Origin of the sequence: Micromonospora sp. NPDC005710, from assembly GCF_040630995.1 — a bacterium.
Classification (GTDB): Bacteria; Actinomycetota; Actinomycetes; order Mycobacteriales; family Micromonosporaceae; genus Micromonospora.
Window position 1 is genome coordinate 42,296 of sequence record NZ_JBEXYP010000024.1, and the last position, 12,592, is coordinate 54,887.

10 protein-coding genes are annotated in these 12,592 nt (G+C 71.4%); 7 read left to right on the forward strand and 3 right to left on the reverse strand.

Features of this window, described 5'->3' with window-relative positions; all coding sequences use genetic code 11:
• Nucleotides 1-10 precede the first annotated feature (10 nt).
• A complete protein-coding gene (locus ABZ406_RS26165) occupies nucleotides 11-805 on the reverse strand; it encodes a hypothetical protein (protein WP_357766765.1) in 795 nt (264 codons plus the stop codon).
• A 184-nt stretch (nucleotides 806-989) separates the two neighbouring features.
• On the opposite strand from ABZ406_RS26165, the gene ABZ406_RS26170 reads away from it, so the two are divergent.
• Nucleotides 990-1,802: a DUF3097 domain-containing protein gene (locus ABZ406_RS26170; protein ID WP_357766767.1), complete on the forward strand. Its 813-nt coding sequence runs from the start codon at nucleotides 990-992 to the stop codon at nucleotides 1,800-1,802.
• Nucleotides 1,803-1,836: 34 nt separating this feature from the next.
• Here the strand turns inward: ABZ406_RS26170 and ABZ406_RS26175 are convergent, their stop codons facing one another.
• Complete coding sequence (locus ABZ406_RS26175) at nucleotides 1,837-3,135, reverse strand: serine hydrolase domain-containing protein (protein WP_357766770.1); 1,299 nt, start codon at nucleotides 3,133-3,135, stop codon at nucleotides 1,837-1,839.
• Between the two features lie 120 nt (nucleotides 3,136-3,255).
• On the opposite strand from ABZ406_RS26175, the gene ABZ406_RS26180 reads away from it, so the two are divergent.
• The 4 genes from ABZ406_RS26180 (at nucleotide 3,256) to ABZ406_RS26195 (ending at nucleotide 8,147) form a co-directional block, all read left to right on the forward strand.
• Nucleotides 3,256-3,729 carry an NfeD family protein gene (locus tag ABZ406_RS26180; RefSeq protein ID WP_357766773.1) on the forward strand — a complete coding sequence of 158 codons (474 nt, stop codon included), beginning with the start codon at nucleotides 3,256-3,258 and terminating at the stop codon, nucleotides 3,727-3,729.
• Nucleotides 3,730-3,734: 5 nt separating this feature from the next.
• A complete protein-coding gene (locus ABZ406_RS26185; protein ID WP_357766776.1) occupies nucleotides 3,735-4,841 on the forward strand; it encodes an SPFH domain-containing protein in 1,107 nt (368 codons plus the stop codon).
• Nucleotides 4,842-4,974: 133 nt separating this feature from the next.
• On the forward strand, nucleotides 4,975-5,742 hold the full coding sequence (locus ABZ406_RS26190; RefSeq protein WP_357766780.1) for a hypothetical protein: 768 nt from the start codon (nucleotides 4,975-4,977) through the stop codon (nucleotides 5,740-5,742).
• Nucleotides 5,743-5,945: 203 nt separating this feature from the next.
• Nucleotides 5,946-8,147: a transglycosylase domain-containing protein gene (locus ABZ406_RS26195; protein WP_357766783.1), complete on the forward strand. Its 2,202-nt coding sequence runs from the start codon at nucleotides 5,946-5,948 to the stop codon at nucleotides 8,145-8,147.
• A gap of 145 nt (nucleotides 8,148-8,292) precedes the next feature.
• On the opposite strand, the gene ABZ406_RS26200 is transcribed toward ABZ406_RS26195, so the two are convergent.
• Nucleotides 8,293-10,140 carry a thiamine pyrophosphate-requiring protein gene (locus tag ABZ406_RS26200; RefSeq protein ID WP_357766786.1) on the reverse strand — a complete coding sequence of 616 codons (1,848 nt, stop codon included), beginning with the start codon at nucleotides 10,138-10,140 and terminating at the stop codon, nucleotides 8,293-8,295.
• A 70-nt stretch (nucleotides 10,141-10,210) separates the two neighbouring features.
• On the opposite strand from ABZ406_RS26200, the gene ABZ406_RS26205 reads away from it, so the two are divergent.
• Nucleotides 10,211-11,080, forward strand: a complete 870-nt coding sequence (locus tag ABZ406_RS26205) for an RNA methyltransferase (RefSeq protein WP_357766789.1) — start codon at nucleotides 10,211-10,213, stop codon at nucleotides 11,078-11,080.
• A 47-nt stretch (nucleotides 11,081-11,127) separates the two neighbouring features.
• On the forward strand, nucleotides 11,128-12,579 hold the full coding sequence (gene argG / locus ABZ406_RS26210) for an argininosuccinate synthase (protein ID WP_357766792.1): 1,452 nt from the start codon (nucleotides 11,128-11,130) through the stop codon (nucleotides 12,577-12,579).
• The last annotated feature ends 13 nt before the right edge of the window (nucleotides 12,580-12,592 follow it).

Here is a 12,592-nt window from a genome sequence, read left to right on the forward strand (position 1 = left end):
CCGGTGCTGGTCAGGGGCGCAGGGGGGCGTTGCAGGCGGCCACCAGCGCCTGCCGGCAGGCCGCTGTGAGTGGCCGCAGTGCCGCGTCCCGTTGCTGTGCCTCGTAGTTGTTGATCGCACCGCCCGGGGCGGCGTGCCCGGCCAGTGCCAGCACCCGGTCGAGCACCGCGGCCCGGGCGAAGAGCCGGCGGGATCGCGGGTCGAAGCCCGGTGGCAGGTCGGTGGTGCCGTCCGGGCGGCGGAGCGCGGCCAGCGCACCGGCCAGCTCGGGCCGCCACTGGGCGACGTCGAGGCGGGTCAGCACGGCGGTCGTCTCGGCCAGTGCGGCGGCCAGTTCGGCCTCCGCCTCGGCGGCACCAGGGAACGACAGTGACGCGGCGGGGGCGTTGGCCGGCAGCGGGTAGACGCGCCAGAGCACCGTCTCGAAACAGTCCCCCGAGCCGGAGGTGTGCAGCCGCACGTGGGGGATCAGCCCGAGCGCGCCGGCGACCACCGCCTCGCCCGTGACCAGCGCCGCACCGGTGAAGTCGCCGGGGCCGGGCAGACCTCGGGGGTCGCCCGGCGCGGGCAGCACCAGGCGGATCTCGTCCGGGGAGAGCTTGGCCAGGGTGGGCAGCGCGGCGCCCAGCGGGACGTCGGTCCAGGTGCCCGGGGCGTCCGCGACGAGGTGTTCCTCGTCGCCGGCGATGGCGTCGGCGACCTCGTCGTACGGCACCAACCCGGCGCGCCACGCGCGCACCCAGGCAACGAACCGGCTGGACCGGCGCGGCGCGAGTGTGGCCGCGCCCGTTGCGGGGGTGGACATGCCGAAAGGGTACGTGGTCACGACCGGCCCTGTCTCGGCTGCCGCTCCGGTCGCCCGGCCTGCCCCCAACTGCCCTGTTCGCCCCAGTCCCTGCCCTCTGACACTGGTGTGTGGCCGGCGGTCGACGGCCGGGGCGGTGTGTCGGGAACCGGGGTGGGCGCGGGCGGGGTCTAGCGTGATCGACATGGCGGGGCGATACGGCGAGGACGTGTTGGCGGGCGACTGGCGACGGCGCAAGGTCACCCCCGAGGTGGACGCCGAACCGGACCTCGTGGTCGAGGACGCCGACTCCGGGTTCTGCGGAGCGGTGGTGGGCTTCGAGGCCGGCGCTGTCGTGTTGGAGGACCGGCACGGCAAACGGCGCAACTTCCCGCTGCTGCCGGCGGCGTTCCTCCTCGACGGGCGCCCGGTGACGCTACGCCGACCGACCCGGGCGGCGGTGCCGGCGGCCCGTCGGCGGACCGCGTCCGGTTCGGTGGCGGTGGACAACGTGCGCGCCCAGGTGGCCAAGGCCAGCCGCATCTGGGTGGAGGGCATCCACGACGCCGCGCTCGTCGAGCGGATCTGGGGCGACGACCTCCGGATCGAGGGCGTGGTCGTCGAGCCGTTGGACGGCATCGACGCCCTCGACGCCGAGGTACGCGACTTCGGCCCCGGCCCGACCCGGCGGCTGGGCGTGCTCGTCGACCACCTGGTGCCGGGCAGCAAGGAGAGCCGGATCGTCGCCCGGGTGAACTCACCGCACGTGCTGGTGACCGGGCACCCCTACGTGGACGTGTGGCAGGCGGTCAAGCCGGCGGCGTTGGGCATCGAGGCCTGGCCGGTGGTGCCGCCGGGACGGCCGTGGAAGGAGGGGGTCTGCGCGGCCCTCGGGGTGGCCGAACCGGCGGACATGTGGCGGCACATCCTGTCCCGGGTGAACAGCTTCGCCGACGTGGAGACGCCCCTGATCAACGCCATGGAACGTCTCATCGACTTCGTCACCGAGCCGGCCTGACCGCCCGGTCCGGCTGATCCGGCCGGGCGGCGGGTCAGGGCACCTCGTCCGGGCTGCGCGTGAAGACGAACGTGGCGATGTCGACGGCCACCGCCCGTCCGCTGTCGTCGCGCAGCACCGACAGGATCTCGCCGTTCTCCGGGCCCGAGCGCCCCCGCCAGCGGTCCGTCCCCTCGGCGGTGAACCGGCTGAGCCGCTCACCGCGTACGTGGGCCACCAGCTCGTCCGCGTCCCAGCGCAGGTCCAGCGACGTGCCCATCCACCACCAGCGACCGGTCAGCTCGGCCAACCCGGCACCGGGCGCGGCGGTGGCCGGTCGCCACGGCTGCGGCAACGGCGGTTCGGCGTCCAGCACAGTGGTCAGCAGGCGGCGGCCGAGCCCGCTGATCGGGAAGCCGTACGAGTTGGCGAAGCCGACCACAGCGGTACGGGTGGGCCGGTGCACCACGAGCGCGGCCACGTACCCGGGCATCGAGCCGCCGTGCCCGACGTACACCCGCTCGCCGTCCCGGTAGAGCTCCAGCCCCAGGCCGTGCCCGCCGGTCCAGGAGTCGTCGCTGATCACCACGGGTGAGCACATCTCGGTGAGCGTCTCGGCTGCCAACACCGACGGGTCGGGTTCGGCCAGGAACGCCGCCCAGCGGCCCAGGTCCTCGATCGTCGACCAGAGCTGCCCGGCGGGGGCCATGGCGCCGGTGTCGGTACGGGGTTCCTCGCGCAGCGTGCCGTGCCAGGGGTGGACGACGTAACCGCGGGCGTACGGCTCGGTGGCCGCGTAGGTGGTGCGACCCAGGCCCAGCGGGGTGAGGACCCGTTCGGTGAGCAGGTCGGCCCACTGTGTTCCGGTGAGCCGTTCGAGCAACCCGCCGAGCAGCCCGTACGCCAGGTTCGAGTAGTGGTACGTGCGGTGCGGCGGGTGAGCGATCTTGTCGGCGTCGACCCCGGCGAGCAGGGTGGTCAGGTCGACGCCGGCCGCCCGCTCCCACCAGTCGCCATCGGGTTCGCGCTGGATGCCGCTGGCGTGTCCGAGCAGTTGGCGCACTGTGAGCGCGCCCACGCCGGTGCCCGGCAGGTGCTGCTCCAGCCGGTCGTCGAGGGCCAGTCGGCCGGCGTCGCGCAGCTGCATGACGAGCGTGGCGGTCATCGTCTTGCTGATCGAGCCCACCCGGTACTGCAGGTCGATGTCCGGTCGAGGGTGTTCGCCGGCGGCGGCCACGTGCGCCAGCGTGCCGTCGCGGACCACGCCCAGCACCAGCGAGGGGGTACGCCCGTCGGCCTGTGCCTGAGCAACCAGGGTGTCGATCTGTCGGGCGGTCTCGGGTAGCAGGGCCAACGGGATCTCCTCGGGTCGGGCCGCCGTTTCGTGCCGTTATGGCGTGCCGGAAAGGGCCTCGCCGAGCCTACTGATCTTCGCGGGGAGGCCGCGCGTGCATTTGCGTGTCACGATCAGGGGGTGGACGCCGTGGTGTGGATCGTTGTGGGTGTGCTGCTGGCCGTCGCCGAGATCTTCACGACGACGCTATTTCTGATCATGTTCGGGGCCGGTGCGTTCGCCGCCGCCGGTGCGGCCGCCCTGGGCGCGCCGGTCGCCGTGCAGGCGCTCGTCTTCGCTGTGGTGTCGGCGTTGAGTCTGGTGGTGGTCCGGCCGGTCATCCGGCGGCACAGCCGCTCCGCGCTGGAGAACGGCGAGCAGCCGTTCGGCGTGGAGGCCATCGAGGGCTCGACGGCACTGGTGCTGGAACGGGTGGACGCCGAGCACGGTCTCGTCAAGATCGACGGCGAGTTGTGGAGCGCCCGGTCGTACGACACGACACAGTTCTACGAACCCGGTCAGCGGGTTCGGGTGATAAAGGTCCGGGGCGCTACCGCCCTGGTCTGGCAGGACGATGTTTCTTCCTCCGGCGAGCTGCCGGAATCGAGAGGGTGAACGGGATGACCTTAATCGGGGTGCTGGTGATCGCGGTGGCGTTGATCGCCGTGATAACGCTGGCCAAGGCGGTGCGGATCGTGCCGCAGCAGCGCCAGGACGTGGTGGAACGGCTCGGCAAGTACAAGCGCACCCTCAACCCCGGCCTCAACCTGCTGGTGCCGTTCATCGACGCGGTCCGCACCAAGGTCGACATGCGGGAGCAGGTGGTCAGCTTCCCGCCGCAGCCGGTGATCACCTCGGACAACCTGGTGGTCTCGATCGACACGGTTCTGTACTTCAAGGTGGTCGACTCGGTTCGGGCGACCTACGAGATCTCCAGCTTCCTCCAGGCCATCGAGCAGTTGACGGTCACCACGTTGCGTAACGTGATCGGTTCGCTGGACCTGGAGCGGGCACTGACCAGCCGGGACGAGATCAACAGGCACCTGTCGGGCGTGCTCGACGAGACCACCGGCCGCTGGGGCATCAAGGTCACCCGGGTCGAGATCAAGGCGATCGAGCCGCCGGCGAGCATCCGCGACTCGATGGAGAAGCAGATGCGCGCCGAGCGGGACCGCCGTGCGGCGATCCTGACCGCCGAGGGCCACAAGCAGTCAGTGATCCTCACCGCCGAGGGTGACAAGCAGTCGGCGGTGTTGCGGGCCGACGGTGACCGGCAGGCCCGGATCCTGCAGGCCGAGGGTCAGGCGAAGGCGATCCGGACGGTGTTCGACGCCATCCACCAGGCCAACCCGAGCCAGAAGGTGCTCGCCTACCAGTACCTGCAGGCTCTGCCGCAGATCGCCCAGGGCAGCGCCAACAAGGTCTGGATCATCCCGGCCGAGCTGACCAAGGCCCTGGAGGGGATGGGTGGCGCGCTCGGTGGGCTGAGCCAGATGGTGGGGGACCTTCCCTCGCCGGAGGCCGCCGACCACGCGAGCCAGGTGGAGCGCGAGGCCGCCGAGGCGGCGCAGGCCGCGGCGGACGCCGCTCAGCAGATCCACGACGAGGTACGCGTCGCCGAGGCGCAGGTCACCGGCAGCAAGGGGCCGCAGGGGCTGCCCGCACCGGAGCCGGTCTCGCCGAGCAGCCTCGTCGAGGACCCGGCCGACCAGCGCGAACGCGGCTGATCACGCGGTAATACGAAAAAGACTCATGGGGCGCTCCGACGCCTGCCACGATCAGTCCTAGGACGGGTGGTGACCAGGCAATCGGGGCGCCCCGGCGCGTCGGTGCACCGCTCGACGACGAGCGAGGTGACGCATGAAGGATCCGGCGAATCGGATGTGGTCCTCGGCCCCGGTGCCCGGCGCGCACGACCCGGTCGCCCCGCTGGGCTCCCGCGCAAGCGGTGGTGGGTTCGGCGTACTGCCCTTCGTCGGTGAGCCGACCCCGGGCGCCCCGGCCACGAACGCCAGTTGGGCCTTCTCGGTACGTCGGTTCGCGCGGGCGGCGGTGTGGCTGCTGCCCGCGTACGCCATCCTCTACGGCGCGGTGGCGATGGCCAGCGACGGAGGGGTGGGCAACGACCCCTATCCGGCCGACGGCCAGGCGGTCTACCTGATCGGCTGGGTGGCGGCGGTCTGGCTCGGCCTGCTCGCGTTGCTGGCCCTCACCGGGCTGCTGGCCGCGACCCGCAGCCGCCGGGTGGCCGCCGCGGGGCTGCTGGTCAGTATCGCCGGCACCGTGCTCATGCTCCCGTTCGCCGGGTTCGAGGAGCAGACGCCGGTCTTCGGCACCACCGCCCGGTCGCTGGTGCTGCTCGGCGCGACGTTCTACAGCGTGGGCTGGTTCCTCACCGGGTGGGCGGTGGCCCGCTCGGGCACCTTCAGCCTCGGCGACGGCGTCATGCTGATCATCGCCGCGCCCCTGCTCGGCCTCGGCGGTGCCCTGATCGGCTCGTTGCAGACGTTCGGCGCGATCTTCGTACTGATCGCCGGCATCGGCATCGGCTACCGCTCCGGCCGCCTGATGCCCCGCGAAACCGCCCGAGACGCCGCCAGCGCCAGCCTGAGCACCCCCAACCCCTAAAAACCCCTCCCGTCCCCCTCCCACCCACCTTTCTCGCGGTGATCAAGAGGTTTGCGTCAGATCAAGGCCGGTTCTTGACGCAAACCTCTTGATCACCGAGCCGGGTGTGGGGTTGGGGTGGGGGTGGGGGTGGGGCGTGAAGTTGGTGACACTGGGGGTTTGGGGGTGGTCGGTTGGCCGCTTTCGTGGCAATCCTGGGTTGCATGGCCGCTTCCCGCTCGCCGCTGTCGCGGCTGTTCACAGTGCTGCTCGCCGGCGTGTCGGCCGGGCTTGTCCTGGCAGTCGCCGCGCTGCCGGGCAACCTGCTGCTCGGGCTCACCGCCCGCTCCGCGCTCGGGTCGTACGCCGCGTTGCCGGCCTCGCTGAAGACCCCGGCCACCCCGCAGCGCTCGTACCTGTACGCCAATGACGGCAGGACGCTCATCACCACGTTCTACGACGTGAACCGCACCGACGTCCCCCTGTCGGAGATCGCCCCGGTCATGCGGCAGGCGATCGTGGCGGCCGAGGACCGGCGTTTCTACGACCACGGCGGCGCGGACCTGCGCGGCCTGGCCCGGGCGCTGGCGGCGAACGTCAAGGGCGGCGGCACCGAGCAGGGCGGCTCGACGCTCACCATGCAGTACGTCCGTAACGTGCTCAAGACCGACCCCACCCGCACCGCCGAGGAGCGCGCCGCAGCCACCGACCCCACCGTCGGGCGCAAGATCCAGGAGATCCGGTACGCGAGCGCGTTGGACAAGAGCCTCGGCAAGGACGAGATCCTCGACAGGTACCTGAACATCGCCTACTTCGGCTCCGGCGCGTACGGGATCGCGGCGGCCAGCCAGCGGTACTTCGGCAAGACCGCGAGCCAGTTGACCCTCGGCGAGTCGGCCCTGCTGGCGGGGCTGGTGCAGTCTCCGGACGCGTACAGCCCGATCAGCGGCGACAAGGACGAGGCGGTGACCCGCCGGTCGTACGTGCTGGACTCGATGGTCGCCACGAACGCGATCACCGCCGCGCAGGCCGCCCAGGCCAAGGCCGAGCCGCTGGCCCTGCATCCCACCGCCCAGCCCACCGGCTGCACCGCCGTCTCCCAGGGCCACGACGACTGGGGCTTCTTCTGCGACTACCTGCGCCAGTGGTGGATGACCCAGCCGGCCTTCGGGGCCACCGTCGCGGAGCGCGAGCAGGCACTGCGGTCGGGCGGCTACACGGTGGTCACCTCGCTGGACCCGAAGATCCAGGCCACCGCGCAGCAACAGGCGACAAAGGTCTACGGGTACGACAACAAGCGCGCCCTGCCCATCGCGGCGGTCCAGCCCGGCACCGGGCGGGTGTTGGCGATGGCGGTCAACAGGCACTACAGCCTCGCCGACAACCCGGCCGGGCAGGCGAACCACCCGAACACCGTCAACCCGTTGATCTCCGGCGGGGCCAGCGTCGACGGTTACCAGGCGGGTTCGACGTTCAAGCTGTTCACCATGCTCGCCGCGTTGGAGTCGGGCCGTACCCTTTCCACCGGGTTCGACGCTCCCGCCAAGCTGCCCACCCGCTACGCCGCCGAGGGGCCGGGCAGTTGTGACGGCCACTGGTGCCCGGCGAACGCCAACCCGGACTGGATGGACGGGTACCGGATGATGTGGGACGGCTTCGGCCGTTCGGTGAACACCTACTTCGTCTGGTTGGCCGAGCAGGTCGGCCAGGACAAGGTGGTCGAGATGGCGCAGCGGCTCGGCATCACGTTCCGCGCCGACTCGGATGCCGCCTTCGCGAAGAACAACGCCGCGAACTGGGGTTCGTTCACCCTCGGCGTGGCGGCCACCACCCCGCTGGACCTGGCCAACGCGTACGCCACGGTGGCCGCCGAGGGCACCTACTGCACGCCGGTGCCGGTGGTCTCGGTGACCGACGCGAGCGGTGCGAAGGTGTCGGTCGGGCAGCCGTCCTGCAAGCGGGTGCTCGACCCCGACGTCGCCCGGGCCGCTACCGACGCGGCGCGCTGCCCGGTGGGTCAGCAGTCGGCGTTCGGGCAGTGCAACGGTGGTACCGCCAACGGGGTGAACGACATCCTCGGCGGCCGGCCGGTGGCCGGTAAGACGGGTAGCTCGGAGCAGAACTCCACCGAGACGTTCGTCGGCTTCACCCCGCAGGTAGCGGTGGCCGGCATCGCCGCGAACCCGGACGATCCGGCCGACTCGGTGGGGTCGGCGGTGCAGACCAAGGTGATCGACGCGGTGGCCCGGGTCATGGCCACTGCCGTGAAGGGTCAGCCGGAGAAGGCGTTCGCCGCACCGAGCCACGAGTTGGCCGGCGACCCGCACCGCCCGGTCGAGCGCCCGAAGGCCCCGGAACGCCCGCAGACCCCCACGACCGAAGACCCCCGCTCAGCCCTGCAACGCTGGCTGGACCGCCGAGGCTGACCCCCACCCCGTCCCACCCGGTACCCCGTGCCGCGTACCCCCGCGATCTTGCATTTTCTGTTGTCGATTGACGCCCATTCGCGGCACTTGTCGGCGCAGAAAGTGCAAGATCGCGGGGAGTGGGGCGGGGGCGGGGCGGGGTGGGTCAGGGCTGGCGGCGGCGGGGGCGATAGCTGGCCAGGGTTGCCGGGAGGCCGCGGCGGATGATGCCGGCCCAGTCGGTGTCGCCGCGGAGCACCGCCGCAGCGGTCTTGCGGGCCTGCTCGACGGTGAAGTGCGGTGGCAGCATCAGCTCCGCCGGGTCGACCAGGGCATTGATCACCACCGGTCGGTCGGCGGTGAGCGCCCGGTCCCAGACGTCGCGCACCTGATCCGGCGAGTCGATCAGCTCGCCGTGCAGCCCGAGCACCCTCGCCCACTCGTGGTAGGCGATGTCCGGCAACTGCTGGCTGTCCGGGAACATCGGCGTCCCCTCGGTGGAGCGTTGTTCCCAGCTGACGAACGCCAGGTCCCGGTTGTTGAGCACCAGCACCACGAAGCGCGGGTCCGCCCAGCTCTGCCAGTACTTCGCCACGGTGATCAGCTCGTTGACGCCGTTCATCTGCATGGCACCGTCGCCGATCAGGGCGACGAGCGGTCGGTCCGGGTGGGCGAACTTGGCGCTCAGCGCGTACGGCATGGCGCCGCCCATGGACAGCAGCGTGCCGGAGAGGCTGGCCAGCATCCCGGGGCGTACCTGGATGTGTCGGGCGTACCAGGCGGTGGTGGTGCCGCAGTCGACAGCGAGCATCACGTCGTCGGGTAGGCGTTCGTTGAGGGTGTGGAAGAGCAACTGCGGGTTGACCGGGTCGGCGGTCTGTTCGGCGAGGTCGTGTTGCGCCCGGCGCCACGCCGAGGTGGCCTCGGTGATCTCCGACCGCCAGGCGGTCGGCCCGGGGCCGGGGCCCAGCTCGTCCAGCAGCGCCCGCAGTGTGGGGCGGGCGTCGCCGGTCAGGTTCACCTCGGTCGGGTATCGCAGCCCGAGCTGGGTGCCGTCCAGGTCGATCTGCACCGCGCGGGCCTGCCCGGGTTTCGGGTAGAACTCGGAGTACGGCATGTTGCTGCCCACGATCAGCAGCCGGTCGCAGCCGCTCATCAGCTGCCAGCTCGGTCGGGTGCCGAGCAACCCGATCGCGCCTGTCACCCACGGTTCGCGGTGGTCGACGGCGGTGAAGCCGAGCAACGCGGCGGCCACACCGGCCCCGAGTCGATCGGCGATCTCGTGGACCTCGTCGCGGGCGCCGAGCGCACCCTGGCCGACGAGCATTGCCACCCGCTGCCCGCCGCGCAGGACCTCGGCCGCCCGGCGTACGTCCGCCTCCGGTGGCACCGTCGGCGTGCTGCTCGGCGCGTTGCTGGTCTGGTAGTAGCCGTGTGCGTGCGGCGGGTTCGGGACGGCCGGCTCGTCCTGAATGTCCAGCGGCAGGATCAGGGCGGTGACGGTACGGCGGGCCAGCGCCGTCCGGCACGCCCGGTCGACGAGGTGGCGTACCTGCGCCGGGTGGTCGAGTTGGGCCAGGAACGCCGCGGCCACGTCCTTGTAGAGGGCGAGCAGGTCGACCTCCTGGTAGTAGCCGCCGCCCTCGGCGGTGGTCGCTGTGTGCCCGACCAGGGCGATCACCGGTTGGTGGTCGAGCTTCGCGTCGTACAGGCCGTTGAGCAGGTGGATCGCTCCCGGCCCGCTGGTGACGAGCGCGCAGCCCAGCGGCCCGCCGCCGTACTTGACGTGCGCGGAGGCGGCGAAGCCCGCGGTCTCCTCGTGGCGGACCTGGATGAACTGGGCCCGCCCGTTGGTGCGTTGCAGTGCCGAGGTCAGGCCGTTGATGCCGTCGCCGGGATAGCCGAAGTAGCGGTGGACGCCCCAGCTGAACAGTCGCGACACGATGTGGTCGGCGACGGTCGGGCGCCGGGGCAGGGTGCCCGCCTCGCCCGGCGTGGTGTCGTCTGCGCTCACCTGGATGGTCCTTCCCGTCGCGTCCGGTGCCTGCCGGCCATTCCCCTTCTTCTTCGGACAAAACACCCGGGTGGGCGGGCGTCGGAACGCGTTCCTCCACGTCCGGCAGAATCGTCGGGTGCCCGTCCACCAGATCACCGACCCTGACGACGACCGGATCGCCGACTACCGGGCGCTCACCGACGTCGAGCTGCGCACCCGCTGGGAGCCGCCGCACGGACTGTTCATCGCCGAGGGGGAGCTGGTGCTGCGCCGGGCGCTGCGCGCGGGCTACCCGGCCCGGTCGTACCTGGTCGACGCCAAGCGTGTCGACCAGCTCGCCGACCTGGACACCGGCGACGCGCCGGTCTACGCCGCGACACCTGACGTGCTGCAACAGGCCACCGGCTTCCACGTACACCGGGGGGTGCTGGCGTCGTTCCACCGCCGGCCGCTGCCGACGGCGGACGAGGTGCTGGCCACCGCGCGCCGGGTCGTGCTCCTGGAGGACGTGAACAACCACACGAACCTGGGCGCGATCTTCCGGGGTGCTGCCGCGCTCGGCGTCGACGCGGTGCTGCTCTCGCCGACCTGCGCCGACCCGCTCTACCGGCGCAGTGTCCGGGTCAGCATGGGGGAGGTCTTCGCCCTGCCGTACGCGAAGCTCGACCGCTGGCCCGAGGGCCTGGACCAGGTCCGGGAGGCCGGTTTCACGGTGCTCGCCATGACGCCCGCGCCGGACGCCGTACCGATTCAGCTGTTGAGCCCGGCGCAGCGCGAGCGGGCGGCGTTGCTGCTGGGCGCCGAGGGGCCGGGTCTCACCGCGGCGGCCCAGGCGGCCAGCGACGTGCGGGTGGTCCTTCCGATGCGCCGGGGGGTCGACTCGTTGAACGTGGCCGCCGCGGCGGCGGTGGCGTTCTGGGAGTTGAGTCGCGACGATCCGCCGTTCGGTGGCGAGTAGAACGCTTCGGCTTGCATGGCCATGCGTTCTATTGCATAATTTTCCCCGTGTCCAAGGTTCTCACCTCCCTGCCCATCGGCGAACGTGTCGGCATCGCCTTCTCCGGCGGCCTCGACACCTCGGTCGCAGTCGCGTGGATGCGCGACAAAGGCGCGATTCCCTGCGCCTACACCGCCGACATCGGCCAGTACGACGAGCCCGACATCGCCTCGGTGCCCGGTCGCGCGCTCAGCTACGGCGCGGAACTCGGCCGCCTGGTCGACTGTCGCGCCGCCCTCGTCGAGGAGGGCCTGGCCGCGTTGACCTGCGGCGCCTTCCACATCCGCAGCGGCGGGCGGGCGTACTTCAACACCACACCGCTGGGCCGCGCCGTGACCGGCACCCTGCTGGTGCGGGCGATGGTCGCCGACGACGTCCAGATCTGGGGCGACGGCTCGACCTTCAAGGGCAACGACATCGAGCGGTTCTACCGGTACGGCCTGCTGGCCAACCCGATGCTGCGCATCTACAAGCCGTGGCTCGACACCGCCTTCGTCACCGAGCTGGGTGGGCGCAAGGAAATGTCCGAGTGGCTGCTCGAACGCGGCCTGCCCTACCGGGACAGCACCGAGAAGGCCTACTCGACCGACGCCAACATCTGGGGCGCCACGCACGAGGCGAAGACCCTGGAGCACCTCGACACCGGCATCGAGACGGTCAACCCGATCATGGGCGTCCGGTTCTGGGACCCGTCGGTGGAGATCCTGACCGAGGACGTCACCATCGGCTTCGACCAGGGCCGCCCGGTCACCATCAACGGCAAGGAGTTCGGCAATGCCGTCGACCTGGTGCTGGAGGCCAACGCCATCGGCGGCCGGCACGGCCTGGGCATGTCGGACCAGATCGAGAACCGGATCATCGAGGCCAAGAGCCGCGGCATCTACGAGGCGCCCGGGATGGCGCTGCTGTACGCCGCGTACGAGCGGCTGGTCAACGCCATCCACAACGAGGACACCCTGGCGAACTACCACAGCGAGGGCCGCCGCCTCGGTCGCCTGATGTACGAGGGCCGCTGGCTGGACCCGCAGGCGCTCATGCTGCGCGAGTCGTTGCAGCGGTGGGTCGGCACGGCGGTCACCGGCGAGGTGACGTTGCGGCTGCGCCGGGGCGAGGACTACTCAATCCTGGACACCACCGGTCCGTCGTTCAGCTACCACCCGGACAAGCTGTCGATGGAGCGTACTGAGGACTCGGCGTTCGGCCCGTCGGACCGGATCGGCCAGCTCACCATGCGCAACCTGGACATCGCCGACTCCCGGTCGAAGTTGGAGCAGTACGCCTCCCTCGGCCTGGTCGGCGGCGGCAACACGCAGCGGATGATCGGCGCCGCGCAGGCCGCCTCCACCGGGTTGATCGGCGCGATGCCCGAGGGTGGCGCGGAAGCCATCGCCTCCCGGGGCGTCGCCTCGGCCGAGGACGAGGCACTGGACCGTGCCGCGATGGAGTTCGGCGTCGACTGAGCAGGTCCGACCC

Coding starts and splice junctions, on each gene's coding strand:
- ABZ406_RS26165 (WP_357766765.1), bottom strand. CDS start 805: ATGTCCACCCCCGCAACGGGCGCGGCCACACTCGCGCCGCGCCGGTCC.
- ABZ406_RS26170 (WP_357766767.1), top strand. CDS start 990: ATGGCGGGGCGATACGGCGAGGACGTGTTGGCGGGCGACTGGCGACGG.
- ABZ406_RS26185 (WP_357766776.1), top strand. CDS start 3,735: ATGACCTTAATCGGGGTGCTGGTGATCGCGGTGGCGTTGATCGCCGTG.
- ABZ406_RS26190 (WP_357766780.1), top strand. CDS start 4,975: ATGAAGGATCCGGCGAATCGGATGTGGTCCTCGGCCCCGGTGCCCGGC.
- ABZ406_RS26195 (WP_357766783.1), top strand. CDS start 5,946: ATGGCCGCTTCCCGCTCGCCGCTGTCGCGGCTGTTCACAGTGCTGCTC.